At 40.3% G+C, this 24,997-nt stretch carries 26 protein-coding genes; 11 read left to right on the top strand and 15 right to left on the bottom strand.

The window, feature by feature from the left end:
* The first annotated feature begins 68 nt into the window (after window positions 1–68).
* The 4 genes from recA to WDA22_05200 are packed head-to-tail and all read left to right on the top strand — an operon-like array spanning window position 69 to window position 3,522.
* Complete coding sequence (gene recA, locus WDA22_05215; protein ID MFA5832862.1) at window positions 69–1,133, top strand: recombinase RecA; 1,065 nt, start codon at window positions 69–71, stop codon at window positions 1,131–1,133.
* Window positions 1,134–1,181: 48 nt separating this feature from the next.
* Window positions 1,182–1,808, top strand: a complete 627-nt coding sequence (locus WDA22_05210; GenBank protein MFA5832861.1) for a RecX family transcriptional regulator — start codon at window positions 1,182–1,184, stop codon at window positions 1,806–1,808.
* Window positions 1,805–2,854, top strand: a complete 1,050-nt coding sequence (locus tag WDA22_05205; protein ID MFA5832860.1) for an AI-2E family transporter — start codon at window positions 1,805–1,807, stop codon at window positions 2,852–2,854. Before WDA22_05210 ends, WDA22_05205 begins: the two co-directional genes overlap by 4 nt.
* On the top strand, window positions 2,851–3,522 hold the full coding sequence (locus WDA22_05200; GenBank protein ID MFA5832859.1) for a ribonuclease H-like domain-containing protein: 672 nt from the start codon (window positions 2,851–2,853) through the stop codon (window positions 3,520–3,522). The genes WDA22_05205 and WDA22_05200 overlap by 4 nt, the downstream gene beginning before the upstream one ends.
* Before the next feature lie 128 nt (window positions 3,523–3,650).
* Here WDA22_05200 and WDA22_05195 read toward each other — a convergent pair whose 3' ends face one another.
* Both WDA22_05195 and WDA22_05190 read right to left on the bottom strand, forming a co-directional pair.
* Window positions 3,651–4,226 carry a biotin transporter BioY gene (locus WDA22_05195; protein ID MFA5832858.1) on the bottom strand — a complete coding sequence of 192 codons (576 nt, stop codon included), beginning with the start codon at window positions 4,224–4,226 and terminating at the stop codon, window positions 3,651–3,653.
* Window positions 4,226–5,098 (bottom strand): alpha/beta fold hydrolase, encoded by an 873-nt coding sequence (locus tag WDA22_05190; protein MFA5832857.1) that lies wholly within the window; start codon window positions 5,096–5,098, stop codon window positions 4,226–4,228. The genes WDA22_05195 and WDA22_05190 overlap by 1 nt, the downstream gene beginning before the upstream one ends.
* 149 nt (window positions 5,099–5,247) lie before the next feature.
* Here WDA22_05190 and WDA22_05185 point away from each other — a divergent pair, with 149 nt between their 5' ends.
* The 7 genes from WDA22_05185 (at window position 5,248) to argH (ending at window position 10,426) form a co-directional block, all read left to right on the top strand.
* Window positions 5,248–6,201 (top strand): ribose-phosphate pyrophosphokinase, encoded by a 954-nt coding sequence (locus WDA22_05185; protein MFA5832856.1) that lies wholly within the window; start codon window positions 5,248–5,250, stop codon window positions 6,199–6,201.
* 33 nt (window positions 6,202–6,234) lie between these two features.
* On the top strand, window positions 6,235–6,924 hold the full coding sequence (locus tag WDA22_05180; protein MFA5832855.1) for a 50S ribosomal protein L25: 690 nt from the start codon (window positions 6,235–6,237) through the stop codon (window positions 6,922–6,924).
* 53 nt (window positions 6,925–6,977) lie between these two features.
* Window positions 6,978–7,580 (top strand): aminoacyl-tRNA hydrolase, encoded by a 603-nt coding sequence (gene pth, locus WDA22_05175; GenBank protein ID MFA5832854.1) that lies wholly within the window; start codon window positions 6,978–6,980, stop codon window positions 7,578–7,580.
* Between the two features lie 81 nt (window positions 7,581–7,661).
* Complete coding sequence (gene rpsF, locus WDA22_05170; GenBank protein MFA5832853.1) at window positions 7,662–8,081, top strand: 30S ribosomal protein S6; 420 nt, start codon at window positions 7,662–7,664, stop codon at window positions 8,079–8,081.
* The gene (gene rpsR, locus WDA22_05165) at window positions 8,078–8,401 is read left to right on the top strand and encodes a 30S ribosomal protein S18 (protein MFA5832852.1); all 324 of its coding nucleotides are present in this window, start codon (window positions 8,078–8,080) and stop codon (window positions 8,399–8,401) included. The genes rpsF and rpsR overlap by 4 nt, the downstream gene beginning before the upstream one ends.
* Before the next feature lie 19 nt (window positions 8,402–8,420).
* Complete coding sequence (rplI, locus tag WDA22_05160) at window positions 8,421–8,864, top strand: 50S ribosomal protein L9 (protein MFA5832851.1); 444 nt, start codon at window positions 8,421–8,423, stop codon at window positions 8,862–8,864.
* 170 nt (window positions 8,865–9,034) lie between these two features.
* Window positions 9,035–10,426 carry an argininosuccinate lyase gene (argH, locus tag WDA22_05155; protein ID MFA5832850.1) on the top strand — a complete coding sequence of 464 codons (1,392 nt, stop codon included), beginning with the start codon at window positions 9,035–9,037 and terminating at the stop codon, window positions 10,424–10,426.
* Between the two features lie 27 nt (window positions 10,427–10,453).
* Here argH and WDA22_05150 read toward each other — a convergent pair whose 3' ends face one another.
* The 13 genes from WDA22_05150 to WDA22_05090 all read right to left on the bottom strand — a co-directional run bounded on the left by WDA22_05150 (window position 10,454) and on the right by WDA22_05090 (window position 24,732).
* Window positions 10,454–11,092, bottom strand: coding sequence for a transposase (locus WDA22_05150; protein MFA5832849.1), 639 nt, complete (start codon window positions 11,090–11,092; stop codon window positions 10,454–10,456).
* Between the two features lie 94 nt (window positions 11,093–11,186).
* Window positions 11,187–11,975, bottom strand: a complete 789-nt coding sequence (locus tag WDA22_05145; protein ID MFA5832848.1) for an SDR family oxidoreductase — start codon at window positions 11,973–11,975, stop codon at window positions 11,187–11,189.
* A gap of 48 nt (window positions 11,976–12,023) precedes the next feature.
* Window positions 12,024–13,220, bottom strand: coding sequence for a M24 family metallopeptidase (locus WDA22_05140; protein ID MFA5832847.1), 1,197 nt, complete (start codon window positions 13,218–13,220; stop codon window positions 12,024–12,026).
* 125 nt (window positions 13,221–13,345) lie between these two features.
* Window positions 13,346–14,980 carry a chaperonin GroEL gene (gene groL, locus WDA22_05135; GenBank protein MFA5832846.1) on the bottom strand — a complete coding sequence of 545 codons (1,635 nt, stop codon included), beginning with the start codon at window positions 14,978–14,980 and terminating at the stop codon, window positions 13,346–13,348.
* 41 nt (window positions 14,981–15,021) lie between these two features.
* Window positions 15,022–15,312, bottom strand: coding sequence for a co-chaperone GroES (gene groES / locus WDA22_05130; GenBank protein MFA5832845.1), 291 nt, complete (start codon window positions 15,310–15,312; stop codon window positions 15,022–15,024).
* A 121-nt stretch (window positions 15,313–15,433) separates the two neighbouring features.
* Window positions 15,434–16,105, bottom strand: a complete 672-nt coding sequence (locus WDA22_05125; protein MFA5832844.1) for an ABC transporter ATP-binding protein — start codon at window positions 16,103–16,105, stop codon at window positions 15,434–15,436.
* A gap of 2 nt (window positions 16,106–16,107) precedes the next feature.
* On the bottom strand, window positions 16,108–17,328 hold the full coding sequence (locus WDA22_05120; GenBank protein ID MFA5832843.1) for an ABC transporter permease: 1,221 nt from the start codon (window positions 17,326–17,328) through the stop codon (window positions 16,108–16,110).
* Entirely contained in the window at window positions 17,328–18,557 is a 1,230-nt protein-coding gene (locus WDA22_05115; GenBank protein MFA5832842.1) for an ABC transporter permease, read from the bottom strand. Before WDA22_05115 ends, WDA22_05120 begins: the two co-directional genes overlap by 1 nt.
* Window position 18,558: 1 nt before the next feature.
* Window positions 18,559–19,680 (bottom strand): peptide chain release factor 2, encoded by a 1,122-nt coding sequence (gene prfB / locus WDA22_05110; protein MFA5832841.1) that lies wholly within the window; start codon window positions 19,678–19,680, stop codon window positions 18,559–18,561.
* Window positions 19,681–19,689: 9 nt separating this feature from the next.
* Window positions 19,690–20,013 (bottom strand): hypothetical protein, encoded by a 324-nt coding sequence (locus tag WDA22_05105; protein MFA5832840.1) that lies wholly within the window; start codon window positions 20,011–20,013, stop codon window positions 19,690–19,692.
* Window positions 20,010–21,371 carry an acyclic terpene utilization AtuA family protein gene (locus WDA22_05100; GenBank protein ID MFA5832839.1) on the bottom strand — a complete coding sequence of 454 codons (1,362 nt, stop codon included), beginning with the start codon at window positions 21,369–21,371 and terminating at the stop codon, window positions 20,010–20,012. The genes WDA22_05105 and WDA22_05100 overlap by 4 nt, the downstream gene beginning before the upstream one ends.
* A 78-nt stretch (window positions 21,372–21,449) precedes the next feature.
* Entirely contained in the window at window positions 21,450–23,213 is a 1,764-nt protein-coding gene (aspS, locus tag WDA22_05095) for an aspartate--tRNA ligase (protein ID MFA5832838.1), read from the bottom strand.
* 124 nt (window positions 23,214–23,337) lie between these two features.
* The gene (locus WDA22_05090) at window positions 23,338–24,732 is read right to left on the bottom strand and encodes a hypothetical protein (GenBank protein MFA5832837.1); all 1,395 of its coding nucleotides are present in this window, start codon (window positions 24,730–24,732) and stop codon (window positions 23,338–23,340) included.
* Window positions 24,733–24,997: the final 265 nt, after the last annotated feature.

The raw sequence follows: 24,997 nt of genomic DNA, 5'->3' as shown, positions 1-24,997 counted from the left end.
TTCACATAGACGAAAACATTACTTTGCTACATCAATTTTCAAAAAACACATTTATAAAAGGATAAGCCATGGCTGAAGACAAAGACGCAAAAGTTCAAGCGCTCAAAGTTGCGATTGAACAAATAGAAAAGCAACACGGAAAAGGTTCCATCATGAGATTGACCGATGGACCGATCATGAAAATTGATGTGATCTCCACAGGATCGATCTCGCTGGATAATGCACTTGGCGTCGGCGGTGTTCCTCGAGGACGAGTGATTGAAATTTATGGACCGGAATCTTCCGGTAAAACAACCATCTGTCTGCATATTATTGCCGAAGCCCAAAAGACCGGCGGTATTTGCGCATTCATCGATGCTGAACACGCACTTGATACCGGATATGCACGCAAACTGGGAGTTGATACTTCTTCCCTTCTTCTCTCCCAACCGGAATACGGTGAACAAGCTCTGGAGATTGTTGAAACACTCGTACGCAGCGGTGCGCTGGATGTTGTTGTCATCGATTCTGTTGCCGCTTTGACTCCCCGCGCAGAAATTGAAGGAGAAATGGGAGATCCAACCATGGGCGTTCACGCACGATTAATGTCGCAAGCGCTTCGCAAATTGACATCAGCAATTTCAAAATCGAAAACTACCGTCATCTTTACCAATCAACTCCGAATGAAGATTGGTATCATGTTTGGCAATCCGGAAACAACCACCGGTGGAAATGCATTGAAATTTTACGCATCCATCCGTATGGACGTCCGGCGCATTGAAGCGATTAAAGACGGCACAAACGTAATCGGTAACCGGACAAAAGTAAAAGTGGTAAAGAATAAAGTTGCACCACCGTTTAAGGAAGTTCAGTTTGACATTCTCTATAATGAGGGTATTTCAAAACTTGGCGATCTGATTGATGTGGCTGTTGAAAATAATATTATCAACAAAAGCGGTTCATGGTTCTCCTATAAAGAAGAACGTATCGGTCAAGGGCGGGATTCGGTAAAAGCATTTTTGACAGGAAATGACGCTTTGACAAAACAAATCGATTCAGAAGTTCGCGTAAAACTTGGCATCAACGCTGCAGCAATTTCAAAGGATAGTGAATCCGACGAAAAGCCCGTGAAAGAGTCAAAAAAAGCAAAATAAACATTCCCAACAGATCGGCGTTAGTGCAGACCTGTTAGTATTGAAGTTATGATCATCACAAAAATTGAACGGCAAAAAAAGAATAAACTCCGCTTTTCAATTTTTGTTGATGAAAAATATGCATTTAGTGTTAGTGAAGATGTGTATGCTCGATTTGTCCTCCATCAGGGACAGTCATTAACGGATTCTGAACGGGAAGTAATAGAACGGGCAGAAGCGGAATCATCCGTTAAACGAGCTGCATTGCAATATCGGTCATATCGTCCCCGTTCAACAAAACAGATTGTTGAATATTTAGAAAAAAAAGGATATGACGACGCCAATATTCAACAGGCAATTCACTATCTCTCTGAAAACATGCTTTTGAACGATGAAGAATTTGCCAGAATGTTCTGCCGGGATAAATTGATGCTGAAACCGGTTGGTAAATCATCGATGAAACAATTGCTCTTTAGAAAAGGGATCGACCGGAATATTACAGAGAAAATTATCGGAGAGTTGTACACGACCGAATCAGAAAATGCTCTTGCACTGAAAGAAGGGGAACGGAAATATAAACGTGTCTCAACACTCCCCCTCATCACTCAGAAAAAAAGGATTTACGAACATTTAGTCAGAAGAGGGTATGACTCTTCTCTTTCACAAAAAATTGTATCACAATTGGTAAAACAATGAAAGAAGACAAAAACTTTTTCCGCAGCCGTCAATGGAAAGTATTTCTAGTAACAATGGCGATCGCTTTACCGATTTTCATCCTCTCCACATTTGAAGATCTATTTCTCATTCTTGTCATATCCTTCACATTAACATTCATCCTAAAACCGATCGTTGATTATATCGAAAATCTTGGTGCAGCACGATGGATTGCCGTATTGATTGTCTTTATGGGACTGGGAAGTTTAGCAGCACTGGCAGTAGTAATGCTTTTTCCCGTCATCTCCAATCAGGTGTCTCAAATTTCAGCAGCATTCAGCAAAGAACATTTAACCATTATGCTGAACGATTTGAGCAAACAAATCTCAACTGAGGTTCCGTTCCTAAAATCGGAGTCAATCCGTGAACAATTGAATAGTACGCTTGTTTCCTTCGGCAATTCCGCAGCCGAAGCACTTTCCGGCCTGCTCAGCACGGTCGCAACGCTCGCTATTGTTCCTTTTATTACGTTTTTTTTATTGAGCGATTATTACAACATGCAAAAATCACTGATTCGCAGTATGCCGAACAAATATTTTGAAATGGCATTGAATATCATTTATAAGATTGAAGATCAGTTGAGCAAATATATTCGCGGTACAGTGACAGAATCTGTGATCGTTGGGATGATTTATACTATTATTTATTTTTTCCTCGGCATTAACTATGCGACCGTGCTTGGTTTGATCGGTGGATTTACCAACGTCATCCCTTTTGCCGGACCGTTCATCGGTGCTATCCCCACGCTGCTTATCTCCATCGTACAATTTGGCGATCTCCGCATGTTGATTCCTATCGCCGTTGCAACGATTGCCGTACAACAGATCGATCAGATGTTCGTTCAACCGGCAGTCTTCAGCAAGATAATGGACATTCATCCTTTGACGATGTTTCTCGTCATCTTAATTGGAAATGAAACCCTTGGTGTGATGGGAATGGTTCTTGCCGTTCCGATCTATACTATTGTCCTTGTAACAGCGAAAGAAACAAACTGGGGGTTAAAAAATTATAAAATCACACAAGCATGAGCAGGATCGTCTTCGATATTGAAACGCTAGGGTATCCTCTGGAATCCTTCGATAGAGAAACACAATCATATCTCCTCCGATTTGCCGACAGTGAAGAAAAAATCGAAGAGGTAAAAAAGAATCTCAATCTCCATCCGCTGACTGCTCAAATTCTCTGCATTGCTCTCTTCAATCCCGACTCTCAAAAAGGAAAAGTGTTTTTCCAATCCGATCGTAATGAAGAGTATTTTTCCGATAACAAACGATGCCATTTTATTTCGGGATCGGAAGAACATCTCTTACAGGAATTTTGGAAGATTATCCCTAAATATGAACAATTCATCACCTTTAATGGACGAGGATTTGATTGTCCGTTTGTGATGCTTCGGTCTGCGAAGTTTGGGATTAAAACTAGCCGGAATTTAATGCCCTATCGTTATGATTCAGAAGTGCATTGCGATCTGCTTGAGCAACTGACCTATTATCAGGTAACGAGGCGCTTCAGTTTGGATTTTTATTGCAAATCATTTGGTATCGAAAGCCCGAAGGCAAAAGGAATTACTGGTCTGGATATGCGAAAGCTGTATGAAGAAAAACGGTTTCACGATATTGCAGAGTATTGCTTCGGTGATGTTCTTGCCACAGCGGAATTGCATAAGCGGTGGAACGATTTTCTCAATTTCCACTGATGATGAATTTTTTCTTCCCAACTCCAAAAGTATTCGGCAAACTCAAATTGAGCATAAGCATAAGTAGTAGTACAATAAAAAATCCTCTCGCATGAGAGGATTTTTTATTGAAGAGGTTTGAAAGCTAATTACGCCGGTAGTTTTTTATATCGTTTCGAAAACTCATTATAAATTGCCGCTGCGGCAGTTAATTTCAGAACATCCCACCAAGAGAAGATCAGAAAGCCGCTCATAATAGCTTGTTGAATATTATGAAGAGCAACAAAGTTTAAATACAAAGAACCGATCGTGAAGACAACCACTAATCCTAAAAACATTGAGACGATCGTCCACACATATCCTTTTCGGAGACTGATGAGATAGCCGATTAATGCCGCAGCGATAGGAAAGCTCAATAAATATCCGCCGGTGATACCAAATATTCTTGCCATTCCAAATGATGCACCGGAGAATACCGGAAGACCAATAGCACCTGCACCGATATAAATTATTTGCGCAATAAATCCGTTGCGTGGTCCAAGAAACGCGCCGGAAAGTAACACAAAAAATGTCTGCAGAGTAAATGGAATCGGCTGATGCGGAATTTCAATCTGTGCACCAAGGGATGTAAGTGCAGCGAAAAGTGATATCCATCCTGCTTGCGCAAGAGTCGATGATTGTGTTTGTGAAGAATCCATAATAAATTTCTTTCGTAATACTTCCATTACACCTCCGGGTAAAATTGTGTTTGAAACCAACCTGTTGTTATTTCTAATACATGATTCATTGTCGGACTTTCATCCTTGTATGGATGTTTCGCTCCATACATATGACCCACACCTTCCAACTTCACAAATTTTGTCAGCTGTTTGTCCGCCACTCCATATAATGTTTCTGCTTCTTCAATCTTTGCAGGAATATCTGCAGTGCCGTGAATAATCAACAATGGCTTTTGTAATTTTTCAACCGCCTTAATAATGTCCAACCGCTCTGCATTATTTTCAATGTCGTCGAGCAATGCAGTGTTGATTTGAAATATTTTTTGACTACTCACAGAATGCAGTTGAACAAATCCCTTCTCTCTCCATCTCCGCCGTTGTTCATCAGTATATCTATTGAAATGAGCAATCGTGGACCAAACGGCAATTGCTTTCACTCTTTTATCTTCCTTTGCCGTAATCAGTGCAACTGCCCCGCCTCGAGAATGTCCGACGACTCCAATCTTTGACCGATCAACAAAAGATAATCCAAAAGAATCGCCGGAAATCTCATCCAACACAGTTTGAACGTCTTCAATTTCGAGCGATACCGTATTATTGGCAAATCTTTCGTGCTCGACAAATTTTCTCGGCTCTTCCCCGATACCGTTATGCGAAAAATTGAGAACTATCGAGAGAAATCCATGTCGCGCAAAATATCTTCCAATTGCCGGAAATGGTCCCCAATCCTTAAATGCTTTGAAACCATGACAAACAATAATGACCGGAAGATTTTTCTTATGAGATTCGGCTAACTGATTGTTCCATCGTAGATCGCCTCGTAGAGGCGCTCCGGATGGAGTAGTTAATACAAATTGGATCTGTTCAATATCGGTCATAAAACGTGATAAAATACCCAAACAAGGCTGAAATGTCAATACGATTCAACATTCATGTTTATAAAGGTAAATCGTTGACTATCTGCTGATTTTTTATTATTTTTGTTAACTAAAATACACTTTAACCAAACGTTAAAGACACTAAATTTATGCCGCAATTGAAATTGTTCTCCGGACGAGCTAATCGTCCTTTGGCCGAAAACATCGCTCATCGTCTTGGTGAGCCGCTCGGAAAACTAGAGATTCAAAATTTCAGCGATGGCGAAATTTGGGTAAAGTTCATTGACAATGTCCGGGGCGCTGATGTTTTTATCATTCAAACAACGGTACCCCCTGCAGACAATTTATTGGAATTACTGATTACCGTTGATGCGGCAAAACGGGCATCGGCAAGAAAAGTCACTGTCGTAATTCCATATTTTGGTTATGCACGGCAAGATAGAAAAGATCAACCGCGTGTTGCTATCACGTCGAAACTGATTGCAAACCTGATCACAAAGTCTGGTGCTGATCGTGTTATTTGCATGGATCTTCATGCCCCGCAGATCCAGGGATTTTTTGATATTCCCGTGGATCATTTGTATTCGTCAGTGGTCTTTGTGGAACATTTACGAAAGCAAAAGATTCCAAATCTGACGGTTGTGTCTCCCGATGTTGGCGGCATCAAAATGGCGCGCGCATATGCAAAACGATTGGAAGCTGATCTTGTATTGATCGATAAACGACGTCCTGCTCCCAACGTTGTAGAAGTAATGAATATTGTTGGAGATGTTGAGGGAAGAAATGTTTTGATCGTTGATGATTTAATTGATACGGCCGGAACATTCACCAATGCAGTTTCTGCCTTAAAGAAAGCAGGAGCAAAATCGGTCTATGGTGCTTGCACGCATCCTCTGCTTTCGGGAAAAGCGCTAGAACGCATTAATGCCAGCGATGTGGAAAAGATTCTTGTGTGTGATACGATTCCTCTCAAAGTGGAATCCTCAAAAATAGAAGTGATGTCGGTAGCACAAGTTTTTGCAGAAGCAATTGAACGTTGTTTCCATAATAAATCGATCAGCTCATTGTTCGATGTAGACAAAGACAAAAGTTTAGATAATTAATTTATTTATTGTTTTCATGTAAGGAGAGATATAATGTCAGAAGTAGTATTGAATGCAGTTGTGCGTAATGAGATCGGAAAAAAAGTCAACCGTTTGCGGTATGATGAAAAGATTCCTGGGGTTTATTATTCCCGCGGCGAAGAAAATATCAACATCACTGCCACACCATTAGCAATGAAGCCGTTGATCTATACCACCAACACCCACTTGATCAATTTAAAGCTTGATAACGGTGTAACGAAGACTTGTATTCTTCGGGATGTACAGTTTGACCCGATCTCGGACAGACCCGTACATTTTGATCTTCAAGGCGTAAAAGACAATGAAGAATTGACTGTTCAGGTCCCCGTCATCTTAAGTGGTAGCCCCAAAGGGGTTAAAGACGGTGGAACGTTGCAGTTTATCATGCACAAAGTTCGTGTGGCGTGCTTGCCGAAATTCATCCCGGAACACATTGAACTCAATGTGGCTGAACTTGGTATGAATGATTCGATCCACGTTCGCGACATTAAAATTGAGAATGTAAAGATTCTTGATAATGAATCCGCAGCGGTCGTTGCAGTTGTTCCGCCGACAATCATTAAAGAAGAGACACCAGTTGCAGGTGCAGTGGATGCAACAGCTGTAGCAGGAGCAGCAACAACAGTAGCAGCAGAACCGGAAGTGATTGCAAAGGGAAAGAAACCGGTTGAAGGTGAAACAGCAGCTCCGGCAAAAAAATAATTTTTTCGTTCGTTCTTTGAAAATAAAGTTTCTTCTCCACAAGGTCACAGACAGTGAAATGCATCGTAGGTTTAGGAAATCCTGGAAGCCGGTATCGAGATACGCGGCATAATGTTGGATGTCTCTTTATAGAATTTTTGATCACAAAATTCGGCGCTAAATTCTTTGAGAGTACAGAGTCCTATGAATGTTATCAAGCTGTAATAGAAGGGAGTGAAATCCTTCTGTTGATGCCGCAATCGTATATGAACAACAGCGGAATTGCTGTCCGAGAAATTCATCAAAAATACAGCATCGCACTGGATGAGTTTTTAATCGTGTATGATGATTTTCAACTCCCCTTTGGGACATTGAGGTTACGTCCAAAAGGAAGCGATGGCGGACATAACGGATTGGCTTCAATCATTTATCACACTCAAAGTGATTTGTTACCGAGATTACGCGTGGGGGTTGGCGGTGCAACACTGCCGGAACATCATACTCACGAAGCAATGGCTGATTATGTTTTAGCCCATTTTGATATTGAGGAAAAGAGACTTCTCCCCCAATTATTCCTTCACATACACGATTCGTGTTTGAGCTGGTTACAATCTGGGATTCAAAAGACAATGAATTTGTATAACAAGAATTTTTTCAGTTCCGCAAATGCGGAATGAGTTTTAGAAAAAACTGAACACAACCTGCTCCATCCTACTGCTTCATATGAGATGGGGTCTAATGTCCAAAGGAGGATGTTAATGCAATACAAAACCAAGATCTATGAATCTATTATCATCGTCAATGCTACGCTCGAAGATGCTCAAATCGAAGCGGAAATTGAGAAGATAAAGGACTTCATCACCAAGAATAACGGTGAAATTCGCGCTCTGGAAAAATGGGGCCGTCGCCGTCTTGCATACGCCATTAAAAAGAAAAACAATGGCTTTTACTGTCTCTACGAATTCAAAGCATCCGGCGATCTGATTGCAAAATTAGAACGCCAGTACCTTTTGAATGAGAATATCATCCGTTTCTTAACGGTTGAATTAAACAAAAAGGCGTTGAAAGCAAAAGAAGTTGGTCAAAAAACACCAATCAGTGAACAAATCGTTGCGGAAGAAGCAAAGGAAGCAGCAAAAGAAGCAGCGAAAGAAATAAGCAAAGGAGTTACCGCATGAGAAGAGAATCATCATTCGATAATAACAGACGTGAAGGCGGCGGATTCCGTAAAGACGGAAATCGCGGCGACAATCGCAGAGATGCAAAGAAGGATGCTCAACAAAAGAAGAAACGCACATGCCGGTTTACAGCTGCCGGGACGATCTATATTGATTACAAAGATGAAAAGTTGCTCCGCAAGTTCATCAATGAACAAGGCAAGATCATTCCCAAACGTATTACCGGGACAAGTGCCAAATATCAACGCCAGCTCGTTCAGGCGATCAAACGCGCACGCCATATCGCGCTTCTTCCGTTCACATCTGAAGCCATTAAGTAATTGAAAGAGGTCTGAGAACATGAAAGTCATTTTACGTCAAAATTATAACACACTTGGCAACATCGGCGATGTTGTTGATGTGAAAGATGGTTTCGCTCGCAATTATCTCATTCCGAGAAGCATTGCATTCCGCGCAACCGAAGGTAACCTGAAAGCTCTTGAACAGGAAAAGAAACAACTTGCACGAAAAGAAGAAAAAGTTGTTTTGGATTCTGAAAAACTTGCAGCACAACTCGGCAGTGTTTCATTGACCATTACAATGAAGGTCGGCGAAGACGATAAACTCTTTGGCGCGGTAACATCGCAAATGATTGCTGAATCACTCACAGAGAAAGGTTATTCTATCGATAAACGAATTATCGAATTGGAAGAACCGATCAAAACTCTCGGCATTTTTGAAGTACCGGTGAAGTTACATTCAAAGGTCGCTGCAAAAGTGAAGGTGTGGGTTGTAAGGGAGTAATAGTTGAGTTGACCGTCACCTTTAAGGTGACGGTCAACTGAGGATGTAAAAACCTGACTGCATCAGTCAGGTTTTTTTTTGTATATTTGCATACGCCAATCTTGGAAAGGTTTAACGAACACCTCACAGGGTAACCTTGTCGATATATTCAATTATTTGGAATTTATTATATGCCACAATCAAAATCACTCTGGGCCGGACGATTTAAGACAGCACTATCAGAAGCGGCATTACGCTTCTCCTCCTCGATCGATCTCGACAAAACTCTTTATCAGGAAGATATTCAGGGCAGTATTGCCCACGTTGAAATGCTTGCTGCATGCAAAATTATTACTGCAGAAGAATCACGTCGGATTCGTACGGCATTGAAAGGAATCCTTGCCGAAATTGAATCGGGCAAACTGGATCTCTCCTGGGATAAAGAAGATATCCATATGGCCATCGAACAGCGCCTCATTCAAAAAGTAGGACCGGTCGGCGGTAAACTCCACACGGGCCGAAGCCGAAATGATCAGGTTGCCCTCGATGAACGACTGTATCTTCGATCGGCGATTATTGAATTAAAAAAGCGTATCGCTCAGTTTCAACGAGTGTTATTATACAAGTCCGAAAAATATTTCGGGACAATAATGCCCGGATATACTCATCTCCAGCGGGCTCAACCTATTTATCTTTCGCATCATTTGTTGGCGTACGTTTCCATGTTAGAACGAGATGATGAACGGCTTTCTGATTGTTACAAACGAGTGAACCGCTTGCCGCTTGGAGCTGCTGCAATGGCCGGTACATCATTTCCGATTGACCGGGCTGCAGTTGCAAAAAAATTAGGGTTTGATACTGTCCTTGAAAATAGTATTGATGCCGTTTCTGATCGCGATTATATCATCGAATTTGTTTCTGCCAGCAGCAATATTATGATGCATTTAAGTAGAATGTCTGAAGAATTAGTGTTGTGGTCTTCACAGGAATTTAATTTCGCGAAGATTGATGATTCGTATTCAACAGGCAGCAGCATCATGCCGCAGAAAAAGAATCCCGACATGGCAGAATTGACCCGCGGGAAAGTTGGACGTGTTTATGGCGATCTTATGAATATCCTGACAATGATGAAGGGTCTCCCCCTTGCCTATAATCGGGATATGCAGGAAGATAAACTCCCCTTGTTCGATGCCGTCAATACTACTCGTGATTGTGTCTACATTATGACGCATGTATTCGTGCACACAACGTTCGTTAAAGAGCGATTTGAAGAAGAATTGAAGAATGATTTTCTGACTGCAACCGAAATAGCAGATTATCTGGTGAAACATAATGTCCCTTTTCGCGATGCTCACTCAATTACCGGCAAAATAGTCGGATACTGTATTGAACATGGCAATTCCTTTTCAAAGCTCACCTTGAAAGAATTACATAAGTTCTCACATAAGTTTTCGGAAGATGTTTTTGATTTGCTCGATCCGCACAAGTCTATTGAACATAAAAAATCGGCAGGAAGTACTGCACCAAATGAAGTGAAGAAACAGATTGTTCATTGGACAAGAATCTTAAAGAATAAAAAATAACACCGTAGGACGGGATGCCATCCCGTCTTACAAAAAATATTTACAATATGTAAACTTCCATTTTTTTGGATCTTTCACAAAACCAGCTTTCACTGGATTGTATACAACATATCGGATTATCCGTTCCAATTCTGCCTCATCTTTTACGACATGATCGTAGCTCTCTGACTGCCAAAATGGTCCAGATCGATGTAAAGCTCTATTACATTCAAATGCAGTGAATCGCTTCAACGAATGGAGAATTGTGGTCAGAACGGTGTAACTATTGTAAGACGGGATGACATCCCGTCTTACGTCAATAAGCATATGAACATGGTTCGACATGATCGTGAAACAAATCAAATCATAATCTTTATTGTCTCGATATTTTATCGCGTTATATACAATTCTGGCTACAGCATCTTGTCGTAACCATGAATTCCCCGATTGTTGATTATCAAGGAAAGAATCAAAACTCTCAAAGTATTTACGGTAGAAGGATTCTGGGACGGATTTTATAGCAGGATCTATTTTTTGAAGAGATTTCAATTCCCTATCCTTATCATACTCTTCCATGAGCTGTAAAATAAGATGATGCGGTAGCGAATTAATAAGTCTAAATGTGATAAAATAAATTGCGGAAACAGGGTTAATATGCGGAAGGTGTCGTCTGTAATATTCTTTCATTCAGAATATTACTAACAGTGTATATATATAACAACGTAATTCTCTTGATAGAAAAGGTGTATATCTTAATAGGACGGCATGCCATCCCGTTCTATTATATACTCTTGATCTGTCCCCCATCCACAATAATATTTGACCCATTGATATAACTTGCCTTTTCTGATGCCAAAAAAGCGATAACATCACCAATTTCTTCCGGCCTTCCCAAGCGTCCAACCGGAATATTTCTTACACTTTCAGCAAGATATTCTTCCATTGATATATTCTTTTCCGCAGAATGGGAGCGGCTAAGTTCTTCTTGGCGATTTGTTAAAATATATCCCGGACAAACTGTATTAACCGTAATATTAAATTTACCGTTCTGATTAGCTAACACTTTTGTCAGTCCAAGAATTCCGGGACGAATTGTTGAAGAGATCATAAGATCATCAATTGGTTGTTTAGCAGTAAGTGAAACAATGGAAATGATTCTTCCCCAATAATGCTTTTGCATGGACGGAAGCACTGCTCTCGTCATTCTCACCATGCTCATTAATGTAAGATTAAATCCGCGCTCCCACTCCGAATCAGGCAGAGATGCTATATTGCCCGTCGGTGGGCCTCCGGCATTGTTCACAAGGATATCAATCCTGCCAAACTCCTTGGTTACAGACTCAACCAGTTTATCTATTTCTGATGCCTGTGATACATCTGCTATATATGGAACGACTCTCACCCCTGTTGCTTTCTGTATCTCAACAGCTGTTGATTCAATCACTTTTTTATTTCGTGAGCAAATCGCAAGATTCACTCCCTCTTTTGCCAAAGAAAAAGCAGCGGCTTTACCAAGTCCTTGACTTGACGCTGCAACAAGTGCAATTTTATTTTTTATTCCTAAATCCATAATGTGGTAATCGCTGTTCTGAAATATTTTTGTTTTCGAATACTCATGTTAACAATCGATTTTCACAATTTGTTTTTGATATTTATCACCGAGCAATATCACTTCTTTGTTTTTCGAGATATAAACGTCAATCTCCAATCGAATACCAAATTCTCCAGGTAAATATATTCCCGGTTCAATGGAAAAACATGTTTCCGGAATAATTTCCCGCACATCCATGGTCTCAAAATTATCAATATGCGCGCCGTTACCATGCACTTCTTCTCCTATATTATGTCCGGTTCTATGGACAAAATATTTTCCATACCCAAGATCGTCAATATACTTTCTTGTCACATCGTCAACATCACACCCTCTTACTTTTCGACCGGCACCAAACTCCTTTTTTAGAAATTCAACCGCCGCATCACGAGATCCTTTGACAATGTCGAATACTTCTTGGTATTTTTGCGGAATGCTTTTCCCTGCATAACCGACCCATGTAAAATCTGCATAGACTGCTCCGGGTTTTTTCTTTTTTGCCCACCAATCGATCAGAATATAATCCCCTTTTTTGATCTCTGAGGATTGTTCCGAGCTCGGATCATAATGTGGATTTGCCCCATTCCCGTTGACTGAGCAATTCGCAGGAGCATATGTTGTCAATTGGTGTTTCTCAAACTCAGCCATGATTAATTGTTGCACATCATATTCCGTAATTTTTTTTCCGTCCCGTAAATTTTCTCCGATATAATTGAACGCTTTGTCGATTGTCTTCAATAAAATATTTGCTGAATCCTGTGCATCGGTATACTGTTCATCAGTCCAACGAGCTTCAAAAAACTGAACAATATCGCCTGAAGAAACAATGTTTACACCAAATGAACGGATGAATTCTAACGTACCGGCATCAACCTTTGAAAGATAAGGAATATCATTGTTGGGTGAGTATTCCATGCAAATAGTTTTTGCTCCATGAAGAATCTTTTTGACTCCTTCATGCAGTGTTTTCCATTGATTAAAAATGGTCTTTTCACCCGGGAGATGATCAAGATCGTATTGCTCAATACTGTGCACCAATTTTTGCGGTGTACCATCTGCGGGAATGTAATAAAAATACCGCCTTGAGGAGAGTTTACCGGAGGACATCTCCAATATTTTTGTAGCAAAAGAGTTGCATCCTCGAAAATTATAGAGGAGCCATCCATCGAGTTTATAATCTTTCAGCTTTTGTTGAATCTGGGGAAGTTGTTGTTGAAATGACATTTGTTGGTTCCTTTCACTTTCTGAAATATAGAAAATAAAAAACCCTCAGCCAAGAACTTTGACTGAGGGTTGAAATAGCAATAACCAAGTCAATGGTAAAAATCATTGACTTGATTACGGGAATATTAATACATATCACCCATTCCACCGCCCGGGGGCATTGCGGGTGCTGATTTTTTCTCTTCTGGTTTTTCAACAATGGTTGCTTCCGTTGTTAATAACAACGCGGCAACACTTGCTGCATTTTCGACCGCTACACGGCTAACTTTTGTAGGATCAATGACGCCTGCCACAATAAGATTTTCATACGTTTCTGTTAACGCATTAAAACCAAAATCATCTTTACCATTTTTTACTTTATCTACAACAACCGAACCATCAAGACCTGCATTTGCAACGATCTGCCGAAGCGGTTCTTCCAGAGCACGACGAAGTATTTGTACACCTGTCTTTTGATCTGCATTAGTTGTTTTCACATCTTTCAACGCATCAATAGCGCGAAGAAACGCTACGCCGCCGCCGGGAACAATTCCCTCTTCAACAGCTGCCCGCGTTGCGTGTAATGCATCTTCTACACGAGCTTTTTTCTCTTTCATTTCGACTTCTGTGGATGCTCCAATTTTCAATACAGCAACACCACCTGAAAGTTTTGCAAGACGCTCTTGTAGTTTTTCTTTATCATAGTCCGATGTTGTTTTATCAACCTGTGACTTGATTTCAGCGATACGCTTTTTGATGTCATCTTTTGTACCGGCACCTTCAACGATTGTTGTGTTATCTTTGTCAACAACAATTTTCTTTGCTGTACCAAGGTAGGCAAGTGTTGCATTCTCAAGCTTGTACCCTTTTTCTTCAGAGATCACCTGTGCGCCGGTTAAGATTGCAATGTCTTCCAACATCGCTTTTCGGCGATCACCGAATCCGGGTGCTTTTACTGATACAACTCGAAGTGTTCCGCGGAGTTTATTCACAACTAATGTTGCCAGCGCTTCACCTTCAACTTCTTCGGCAATGATAAGGATCGGGCGTCCTGATTGAGCCATCTTCTCGAGGATCGGAAGAAGATCTTTCATCGCGCTGATCTTTTTGTCATGAATAAGGATGTAAGGATTTTCGAGTTCTGCTTCCATTGTATCTGCGTTTGTCACGAAATACGGCGAAAGATACCCACGATCAAATTGCATACCTTCAACAACATCAACTGTTGTTTCTGTACCTTTTGCTTCTTCAACAGTGATAACACCATCTTTACCAACTTTTTCCATCGCATCGGCAATCAAATTTCCGATCGTCGGATCGTTGTTTGCAGAGATTGTTCCCACTTGAGCAATTTCTTTCTTGCCGCTCACTGGTTTGCTCATTGCCTTTAATTGTTCAATTACTTTGGTAACGGCAAGATCAATACCGCGTTTCAAATCCATTGGATTTGCACCTGCTGTAACGTTCTTTAATCCCTCTCGAACGATGGCTTGTGCAAGAACGGTAGCTGTTGTTGTTCCATCACCGGCAACATCCGATGTTTTGGAAGCAACTTCGCGAACCATTTGTGCACCCATATTTTCAATTGCATCTTCTAACTCTACTTCTTTTGCAACAGTCACGCCGTCTTTTGTAATGGTCGGTGCACCGAATTTTTTCTCAATAACAACATTTCGGCCTTTGGGACCGAGAGTAACTTTCACAGCATTTGCCAGTTGATCAACACCGCGCTTTAAACCTGCACGTGCGTCGAAATCAAACGTAATAATTTTCGCACCCATAGTATTATCTCCTTAATTTAATTTTCAGTTTCAAAAAAAAGTTATTTCGGCATGATTGCGAAAATATCGCTTTCACGCATGATGAGCACTTCTTGGCCATCAACGGATACTTCTGTTCCGGAATATTTGCCATAAAGAACTTTGTCGCCAACTTTTACTTCCATCGAAATTTTTTTGCCTTCGTCCGTAGTTTTTCCTGGACCTGTAGCAATCACTTCTCCCCACACTGGTTTTTCTTTCGCTGTATCAGGAAGAAAAAGACCGCCTTTGGTTTTTTCTTCAGCTTCAGCTGGTTTTACAACGATTCGATCTGATAATGGATGAATTTTCATAGATCCTCCTTATAACATGTTGATTTGTTTCAAGTTAAGGGAATTGATAAATTTAGCACTCCCATATTATGAGTGCTAATATACATAGAAATGATACCCTTGTCAATAGTTGAATGAGAGATTATGGAACAATTAACCCGTTTGAAAGGGTGATTATGCGGTCGGCACGGTTGGCAAGCTCTTTATTGTGTGTAACAATAACGAATGTTTGTCGATGTTTTTCTCGAAGGTCGAATAGAAGATTGTGGAGTTTTTCAGCATTCTCGGAATCAAGATTTCCCGATGGCTCGTCCGCAAAGATTATTTTAGGAGAATTCATCAGAGAGCGGGCTACTGCGACACGTTGTTGTTCCCCTCCAGAAAGTTCGCTTGGTTTATGTTCTCCTCGTTCTGATAAACCAACATCCTGCAGCAAATATTTCGCCCGGTCGTACACTTTTTGACCGGAAGTACCGGCAATATAAGCCGGCATCATTACGTTTTCGATTGCAGAAAATTCCGGAAGTAAATGATGGAATTGAAAAACAAAACCGATATTTTTATTTCTTACTTTAGAGATTTGCTCATCGGTATAGTTTGTAACATTTTTACCTTCAAAAAGTATCTCACCCTCCGATGGTTTATCCAAAAGTCCAAGCAGATGAACTAACGTACTTTTTCCTGCACCAGATTGTCCTACCACAGCCACTATTTCCCCTTCGGAAAAAGAGAGCGATATTCCTTTTAGTACCTCTAAATAATCGGAGGTACCAGTTTGGTAACTTTTTTTAATACGTTTTGCTTCTAAGATCATCGTCACTCCCAGCGAACTGCTTCGGATGGCTGTAATAATGCCGCACGTTTTGATGGGTAATATGCGGCAAGGGAACATAATATTATTGCGGAAAGCGGTACCAAAATTATATCTATTGTTCTCATTTCAATGGGGATTGCCGGAATAATATAAACATTGGAATCGAGAGCAAACAAATGAAATGTTATCTGCATCCAGCAAATAAATGAACCTAAGGCGAGTCCTAACAAGGATCCAACAACACCGACTAAAATTCCTTCAAGTCGAAATATTGTAAGGATATCATTTTGCGTTGCCCCCATTGCTTTCAAGATTCCTATATCTCTTGTTTTTTCAATAACAGTCATTGTCAATGATCCAAGTAAATTGAATGAAGCCACGGCAATAATGAGTGTGAGGATGATAAAGGCACTCCATCGCTCAACCTGCATTACAGAATAAAGATCTTTATGAAGATCGTACCAGGATTGAATATTCAGTGTTTCTCCATATTGCGTCCGTATCACATCAACAAACGATCCAGATTGATCGATATTCTTGAGTCGGACATCAAATCCATGAATTGAATTTGTTCCAAATAACTTTTGAGATGTCTCTAACGATGTAAAAGCGTACAATCCGTCGTAATCTCTATTTTTTGCTTCGTAAATTCCAATCACCTTCAGACTAAACAATTGTGGTAGTGCAAATCCTGTCATTGCATTTTGAACTCCAGCCGAAGTAACAATATACAGTGTATCATCTATTCCAATTCCCAGCTTGTCTGCCAAACTGTATCCCAAAACTATTTCCGGTGTTTCTTTTGAGAATTTCGCATTTCCGATAACCATACTTTGGGTCACGCCTGAAACGTTTGAAAGCGATTCCGTTTCCAATCCACGAATAAAGATTACTTTTGTTGTTTTTTTGGAAATGACCATCCCTTTCCCAGAAACAAACGGGGAAAACGCTGTAACAATGCCTTGGCTCGAAATGAAACTCTTCAGCGTTACAAACGATGAAGAATCAATATTTTTGGGAACATTTATTCTCACATGCGGATCAAATCCAACTAAAATATCTGTCACTAATCCATTGAACCCATTAAATACTGAAAGCACAACGATAAGAGCTGCTACTCCGATCGTAACGCCTAGAATGGAGATTAATGATATCACCGTAATAAAACTTGCCTCTTTTTTGGCAAGAAGATACCGCTTCGCTATAAAGAATGTGTATTTCATCAGCCGAGTCGTATCGCTTTAATGGGATCTAGTGTTGCGGCTAGTCGTGCGGGAATATACGAAGCCAGCACGCAAAGGATGATGCTCACGAAGGATACAATAAGAAAATTCTCAAGTTTAAAATAAATTGGAACAGTTTTCATGAAATAGATCGTCGATGGAAGAGAAATAATTTGATACTGCTGTTGAATCCAACAGACAAAAAAACCCACGACATTGCCCAGAACAGTCCCCACAAACGCAATAATCGTTCCTTTGATTAAAAATATTTTTTTGATTGATGAGGAAGAAGCTCCTAATGATCTTAACACACCAACCTGTTTTCTCTTTTCTAACACAAGCATTAATAATGTCCCGACGATATTTACAGCCGCGACAGCGATAATGAGCCCCAAAATCAGCGGAATAGGCTCTTTTTGCAATTCAATCCAGGTGAAGAGATTTCGATAAAGCTGAAAGAGCGTCCTTGCACTAAATGGATAACCCAGAACATCCATAATGTTTTTTGCGATTTCCGGTGCAGAGTTAACATCATCCAGGAGAACTTCAAAACCCGAAACTGCTTCTTCATAATTTATTAGCTGTTGAGCAGCGGGGATGCCAACATAGAAATAAATATCGTCATATTCCGACATCCCTGATTCATATACGCCCGTAACGATAAACGCCATGACATTTGGCGCTATGGTTGTTTGTATATGTCCTTGTAAACCGAAGACGAGTAGCGTATCATGAATTTTTGCCCCAAGAGTGGTTAAAAGCTTTCTTCCTACTGTGCAACCATACAATCCATCAGATATTTTTTCAAAATTTATTTCCCCGTCAACAAGATATTGAGATATCCCGCTTTCCGCGGAAACTTGTTCAATTCCTTTAACAATAATTCCTTCCGTCGATTCACCATAATTGACCATTCCTTCTTTTGAGATGAAAGCGGAAACAGACCGAATATGTTTGACCTTTTCTTTAAGCTTCGTTTCAATATTGGAATAATATCGAATTGGTTGATTCGTGTAGGTTGTCACTTGGATATGCGTGGTGAATCCAATGACTTTTTCTTTCAACTCTTTTTCAAAGCCGCCGAGAATGGTCAATGCAATAATCAATGAAGCAACACCAAGTGTCACTCCAATGATCGAGATTAGTGTAACAAACGAAATGAAATTTTGTGACCGGGATGTTTTTTGAAACTGCAGGAATCTTCGAGCAACAAATGTCGTGAATGACATGTTAGGCAACCTTTTGATTGCCTGCCTGACGGTCAGGCATGCTAGACTGCATCAAATACGCTTTGATAAATTTATCAAGATCACCATCCATAACACCTTGCGTATCGCTAGTTTCATGTTCTGTGCGATGATCTTTTACCATATTATAGGGGTGGAATACGTACGAACGAATTTGACTTCCCCATTCGATTTTTTTCTTTGTCCCTTCAATCGCTGCAAGGCGGGCTTCTTCTTCTTCTTTCCGAATTTGATAGAGTCGCGATTTTAACATCTTCATCGCTCGTTCACGGTTTTGGAATTGTGACCGTTCTTCCTGGCACGCAACAACAACACCGCTGGGAATATGACGCAGTCGCACTGCGGTTTCAACCTTGTTGACATTTTGCCCACCTTTTCCTCCTGCACGATAGGTATCCATTTCGATATCGGCCGGGTTAACTTCGATCTCGACATCATCCTCAATTTCAGGATAGACAAAGACGGAGGCAAATGAGGTATGCCGTCGTTTATTTGCATCAAACGGAGAAATTCGGACAAGACGGTGCACACCTATTTCCGCTTTTAAATATCCAAAAGCGTAATCTCCAAATATTTCAATCGTTGCACTTTTTATTCCTGCTCCGTCACCATCCTGCCGCTCTGCCAGGGATATTTTGTATCCGTTTTTTTCGCACCAGCGTGAATACATTCGCAAGAGCATTTCAGCCCAATCCTGGGATTCTGTACCGCCGGCGCCGGAATGGACTGTTAATATTGCATTGCTCTTATCATCAGTCCCACTGAGCATATTTCGAAATTCAAGATCACCAAAAATATTCGTAATCTTTAAGCAGTCCGCATCAATCTCTTTTTGCAATGATTCATCCTGCGATTCTTCGGCTAATTCAATGAACGCAAATGTGTCATCAATGAGCCGCTTACTCAATGTCCATGCATCCACCCACGATTTACGCGAATTGATTTCCTGCATCACTTTTTGGGCAGCAACGTTATCCAGCCAGAAATTTGGTTCAGAAGTTTTTTGTTGGAGGGAATCTATTTCACTTTGTTTGACATCGATGTCAAAGAAACCCCCGAAGCTGAGTGAGTCGTTCCTGTAATTTTTGCAATTCTGCTTTTGAATTTTCAAACATTATATTGTTTCCTTAATTTCCAATTCCATTCTCAGCATTACACTGCTGAGTGTTTTTCCCTGCGCATCATTTTTTAAAGATTTAGTCCCTCCACCCCCGAGAGAATTATGGAGAAGAAAATTTAATGCTTCAATATTCGGCAACTCAAATCGTTCTACCTTCCCCAGACAGATTCCTTCAAAATGTTTTTTAACGCGTTCTTCTGTCAGATACTTTACCAAAAGAGGGTAATACTCAGATTTCCGGGCGATCACACCAACATTTCCTGTATCCCCTTTGTCACCGGATCGTGCATGGGCAATATGATATAATTGAATTTTCATATCGTAGAAACCTCCACTTTCGGTGTTACGGCTGTTTTAGGTAATAATGCAGGCCAATATGCAATCACTTCGCTTGGTTTTGGCCGTCCTGCAGCAAAACCTGTCACAGATGGCGGACCAGTTAAAATTAACGGAGCAATTTCTCTGCTGAATCGTTCCATGGCATTCTTATCATTTCCACGAACACCAACACGCATAACCACTTCATTCAACAATTCAGGATGTGTTGCTAATGGACCAAAACTGGAATTGTAACCAAGAAATTCTGTTCGTATCTCTTCAAACTGCAATCCTAAATTTGAAAGTCGAGTTCTCAATATTTCATCCGCTTTTTTTGCTTTCTCTAATGCATCAGGCCAGGCGTATGTTAATGTTGAGAAGGCAGTGTAACCATCAAAATATGCCATCGACACTTTGTATGAATCTGTTGCTGGACTGCCTTTGATTCCTGAAACTTCAACCCTATTTGTTGTTAGATCTTTAAGATGAATTGATGTAAAATCTGCAATACAATCGGGAGTAATATAATTTTTGGGATTTCCGATCTCATACAACAATTGTTCTTTTACTGTGGCACTTGAGACTAGACCACCAGTATGTTCATGCTTTGTCACAACAAATCTACCATCGGGATAAGCTTCAGCAATTGGAAAACCAATATTTGCAAGATCCGGGACAGATTTCCAATCTCCTGTAAAATTACCTCCACTTGCCTGTCCGCCGCATTCCAGAATATGTCCAGCAACTGTTCCAGCGGCAATCTTATTCCAATCGTTCCACTTCCAATCAAATTCATATACCATGGGAGCAAGAGTCAATCCAGTATCGGTGGTTCTTCCCGTAATAACAATTTGGGCACCCTGTTTCAATGCCTCAACAATTGGTTGCGCTCCAAAATACACATTCGCGCTAATGACATTTTTCCGAACAGAAGATAATTTTTCTCCTGTTTCCATATTGTCTAAATACATCCCTTGTGATGCAAGATTGTCTATGTCCGGAAGAATATCATCTCCATACACAACACCAATCTTCAGATTGGCAATATTATGTTTTTTAGCAACTTCAAATATCGCATCACGGCAGGCAATTGGATTCACTCCTCCGCCATTTGTGATCACTTTAATTCCTTTTCGAACAATATCAGGAAGGATAGTATCAAAAACAGATATCAGATCCTTAGCATATCCGAGTTTTGGATCTTTCAATTTCTGTTTCTGCATGATGGACATAGTGACTTCTGCAAGATAGTCAAGCATCATATAATCGATCTGTCCTTTTCGTACTTGATCGATTGGTGCCGTCTGCAGATCGCCCCAAAATCCTTGTCCTGAGGCTATGCGAATTTTTTCCTTCATGATATTCTCTTTCTCAAACGCGAATGTTTTTCTTGTTTGAGCCGTTTGCAGAATGGTGGTTCTGCGTTGGTGGAATTGTTATTTCAATTTGATATGTAGTTCATCCAATTGTTTTTTATCAACAGTCGATGGATTATCGTCCATTAACGATATTCCGCTTGCTGTCTTTGGAAACGCAATAACGTCACGGATGGATTTTGCACCGGCGAACAGCATCGCCATACGGTCTAAGCCGAATGCGATTCCACCATGCGGAGGCGCACCAAATCGAAATGCATCGAGCATAAAACCGAATTTCATTTTCGCTTCTTCTGGACCAATTCCCAATAAACTGAACACTTTACTTTGCAATGCAGAGTCATAAATTCGGATACTTCCTCCCGCAATTTCATTGCCATTCATGACAAGGTCATATGCACGTGCTCTTGCTTTTGTGGCATCACTGTCTAGAAGGTGAGCATCTTCCGGTTTTGGTGATGTGAATGGATGGTGCATTGCGACGTGTCGTTTTTCTTCTTCCGAGTAATCAAACATCGGGAAATCGACTACCCAGTGGAGATTCCATGTATTTTCATCGATCAAATTCAGACGTTTCGCCATCTCAAGACGAAGCACACCAAGCGTTGTATACGTTTTTTGCCATGTGTCTGCGACGATAAAAACATTATCGCCAACTTTTGCACCGGCGGATTCACAAATCTTCAAACAAATGTCATTTCCCAAAAATTTCTCGATCGCGGATTCAATACCTTTTTCCGTCAATTTAATATACGCGAGACCACCGACACCAAGTGATTTTGTAAAATCGACAAGATTATCCATCTGATTGCGCGTGTAACTTGCTCCACCCGGAACTGCAAATCCTGCAACCACTCCCCCCTTTTTTACATTTTCGGCAAACACTTTAAAACCGGATTCTTTAACGAGATTGCTGAAATCGGAAAACTTGAGATCAAAACGAAGGTCCGGTTTATCGCTTCCGTATCCTTCCATCGCATCCTTGTATGTAAGGCGCGGGAAAGGCGTAACAACATCGACACCTTTAATTTCTTTCATGAATCGCTTCATCAATCCTTCAACAATCGTCTGAATATCCTGTTCATCCACAAAAGACATTTCAACGTCTATTTGAGTAAATTCAAGCTGACGATCCGCACGAAGATCTTCGTCGCGGAAACATTTCACAATTTGAAAATAGCGGTCATACCCCGCTACCATCAATATTTGTTTATATGTCTGCGGTGATTGCGGCAATGCATAAAATTTCCCCGGATTGATGCGGCTTGGAACAAGGAAATCCCTCGCACCTTCCGGCGTACTTTTCATTAATACCGGCGTTTCTACTTCAATAAAATTATGTTCATCAAAATATTTTCTAGTAATCTGATACATTGTATGTCGCAACATCAGATTCTGCTGCATCGGTTGACGGCGTAAATCGAGATAACGGTATTTCAATCGCAGATCTTCATTCGTGTCCAGTTTATCTTCAATAGGAAACGGCGTGGTTTCTGCTTTATTCAAAATGGTCAAATCTTCTGCAAGAACGTCGATTTCTCCAGTACTCAATTTATCATTATCTGTTCCTCCAGGTCTTTTTTCTACTTTTCCGGAAACAGAAATCACGAATTCAGTTCTGAGTTCTTTTGCCAATGCGTGAATGGATTCATTATATTTTGGATTAAACACAACCTGTGTTTTTCCATAGCGGTCTCGAACATCAATGAAAATAACACCGCCAAGATCACGGCGTGTATCGACCCATCCCGTAAGCGTAATTGATTGTCCTACATGCGATAATCGAAGTTCACCACAAGTATGCGTTCGTTTTTTGTATAACATTGCTTAAAATATTCTCCTCACAATAAAAAATCCCCGTTAAGAGGGATTATTTGAAATGCTACTCTTATGCACAATCAAGATACAGAAAAGTGGGGGTTTTTTCAATGAAACCGGTAAACAAAAACTAGTTCTGTCGAACCAAGTTCTTCAAGAATTCCACAAGTTTTCTCGGTGCGGAACGGGGTCGATAACTATCGTTATCGGTAAGATAGGAGAAAAATTTTCCATCTTTATAAATCGAAGGTGGACTAGGGCTTTGCGGATTAAATGGACTAAAAATACCTTTATCACCGCCATACGGTATGGACGGATTGAAAATGCTTGATGGAGACTGACTAAATCCATATTGTCCCCATGAATTAATAATCGATTGTGGGTTTGCCGTATCCGCAAGGACCATCCCAAGATATGTTCCATCCGGTGCAATAATTCTCGAACCAAGAATCTGATAAAACTCTTCACTGTTCGTCGATTCATCATCTTCATCCACAAAGAGAGAATCATCTCCAGCAGAAACAGCGGAATTAGGCGATGGCGTATTTGAGCCATATCTTCCGAAGGTAAATTTGGTCATACTCACCGGTTCATTAATCTGATCGTATACTATTAATTCAATTTTATTACCGCGAGAATCGTATTTATAACTATTCTTAAATTTTAAAGCTCTATCGGTTCCGGTTTCTTCTGTAAGATTTTGTTGTTTATCATATTTCAGATTCCGGACATATGTCAACTTCCCTTCGGCGTTAAACTCCTTTTCTTCCAGTAATATTCCCTTCTCATTTCTGATATATTGTGTTCTGGTTTTCAGAGTGCTATCCGGTCTATACGATCTCATCTCAATCAGATAATTTGAATGATCGTATTCAAAAACATGCCGTTCCGAAAGATTGTATAATATTGTATCCTGAGCTTTAAAATATCGTTGATACTTGGTTACTAATGTAATATTACCACGACTGTCATATACGGAAGTAATTTTTTTAAGATTATTCTTAAACTCTTTGACATTTCCTTGTCCATCATAAAGATATGAATCGCGCATAAAGAGGCGGCCATCATCAAGTTTACCGAATGTTTCAAGCAAAAGTCCTACCTCATCATAAACAAATGATATTTTTCTATCTACTGTCCCATTTGCTTTATAGAAGACCGTTTCAACTCGATTATTGCGGGAATTATAACGGTGAGCGGTTTTCAATGTATTTTCATCTTTTTTAACAATCTCTTCGGTAAGATTTCCGTTTTTATCATATCGATAATTCGTTGTAGATCTAATAGACCCATCAGCAGGATTGTATTCAATCTCCCTGATTATATTCCCTTTGTCATCATAGCGGACGGTGGATTCAAGAATTCCGTTTTTGTCAACTTTTCCAAACAGGTAATTATATTTAGTACTATTTATTGAATAAATACCGGAGGAGGAAATTTTTTTCCGTTCGCCAATCTCAAATTGTTTTTCTTTCTCTATTTCTTTTTTACTTTTAGGATTGAATTCGATTTGCTGGGAATACAATAAAGACGTAATAAAAAGGAAGAAACAAACCATGAAAGGTTTTGGAGCAGGAAAATGAAGTATGTTAAAACCCCAGAAAAAACGCATAAAAAATAGAACCGTTAGAATAGAAGATTTGATGCAGAAAATAGAAAAACGGTGTATGAAGATAAAATAAAGAGAGGTGAATATCAATTGCAAATACAGTAATATGCTATCGCAATGATCTTTCGATCATTTTTTAACGGAAACGCCCATCTTCATATCAACAAGACGGGCGTTTCTG

It is taken from the genome of Bacteroidota bacterium, assembly GCA_041658205.1.
In the GTDB taxonomy this organism is placed as follows: Bacteria; Bacteroidota; Ignavibacteria; order UBA10030; family UBA8401; genus UBA8401.
This window is presented reverse-complemented; position numbering and strand designations above follow the sequence as displayed.

Excerpts from the sequence above, each read along its gene's own strand:
- groES (MFA5832845.1), bottom strand. The coding sequence starts at position 15,312 with ATGAAAATTCATCCATTATCAGATCGAATCGTTGTAAAACCAGCTGAA.
- WDA22_05100 (MFA5832839.1), bottom strand. The coding sequence starts at position 21,371 with ATGAAGGAAAAAATTCGCATAGCCTCAGGACAAGGATTTTGGGGCGAT.
- rpsF (MFA5832853.1), top strand. The coding sequence starts at position 7,662 with ATGCAATACAAAACCAAGATCTATGAATCTATTATCATCGTCAATGCT.
- WDA22_05185 (MFA5832856.1), top strand. The coding sequence starts at position 5,248 with ATGCCGCAATTGAAATTGTTCTCCGGACGAGCTAATCGTCCTTTGGCC.
- WDA22_05105 (MFA5832840.1), bottom strand. The coding sequence starts at position 20,013 with ATGAAAATTCAATTATATCATATTGCCCATGCACGATCCGGTGACAAA.
- groL (MFA5832846.1), bottom strand. The coding sequence starts at position 14,980 with ATGGGTGCGAAAATTATTACGTTTGATTTCGACGCACGTGCAGGTTTA.
- WDA22_05180 (MFA5832855.1), top strand. The coding sequence starts at position 6,235 with ATGTCAGAAGTAGTATTGAATGCAGTTGTGCGTAATGAGATCGGAAAA.
- WDA22_05125 (MFA5832844.1), bottom strand. The coding sequence starts at position 16,105 with ATGATCTTAGAAGCAAAACGTATTAAAAAAAGTTACCAAACTGGTACC.
- WDA22_05200 (MFA5832859.1), top strand. The coding sequence starts at position 2,851 with ATGAGCAGGATCGTCTTCGATATTGAAACGCTAGGGTATCCTCTGGAA.
- WDA22_05140 (MFA5832847.1), bottom strand. The coding sequence starts at position 13,220 with ATGTCATTTCAACAACAACTTCCCCAGATTCAACAAAAGCTGAAAGAT.
- recA (MFA5832862.1), top strand. The coding sequence starts at position 69 with ATGGCTGAAGACAAAGACGCAAAAGTTCAAGCGCTCAAAGTTGCGATT.
- rplI (MFA5832851.1), top strand. The coding sequence starts at position 8,421 with ATGAAAGTCATTTTACGTCAAAATTATAACACACTTGGCAACATCGGC.
- rpsR (MFA5832852.1), top strand. The coding sequence starts at position 8,078 with ATGAGAAGAGAATCATCATTCGATAATAACAGACGTGAAGGCGGCGGA.
- argH (MFA5832850.1), top strand. The coding sequence starts at position 9,035 with ATGCCACAATCAAAATCACTCTGGGCCGGACGATTTAAGACAGCACTA.
- WDA22_05190 (MFA5832857.1), bottom strand. The coding sequence starts at position 5,098 with ATGACCGATATTGAACAGATCCAATTTGTATTAACTACTCCATCCGGA.
- WDA22_05120 (MFA5832843.1), bottom strand. The coding sequence starts at position 17,328 with ATGAAATACACATTCTTTATAGCGAAGCGGTATCTTCTTGCCAAAAAA.
- WDA22_05115 (MFA5832842.1), bottom strand. The coding sequence starts at position 18,557 with ATGTCATTCACGACATTTGTTGCTCGAAGATTCCTGCAGTTTCAAAAA.
- WDA22_05150 (MFA5832849.1), bottom strand. The coding sequence starts at position 11,092 with ATGAAAGAATATTACAGACGACACCTTCCGCATATTAACCCTGTTTCC.
- WDA22_05210 (MFA5832861.1), top strand. The coding sequence starts at position 1,182 with ATGATCATCACAAAAATTGAACGGCAAAAAAAGAATAAACTCCGCTTT.
- WDA22_05195 (MFA5832858.1), bottom strand. The coding sequence starts at position 4,226 with ATGGAAGTATTACGAAAGAAATTTATTATGGATTCTTCACAAACACAA.
- aspS (MFA5832838.1), bottom strand. The coding sequence starts at position 23,213 with ATGTTATACAAAAAACGAACGCATACTTGTGGTGAACTTCGATTATCG.
- WDA22_05205 (MFA5832860.1), top strand. The coding sequence starts at position 1,805 with ATGAAAGAAGACAAAAACTTTTTCCGCAGCCGTCAATGGAAAGTATTT.
- WDA22_05145 (MFA5832848.1), bottom strand. The coding sequence starts at position 11,975 with ATGGATTTAGGAATAAAAAATAAAATTGCACTTGTTGCAGCGTCAAGT.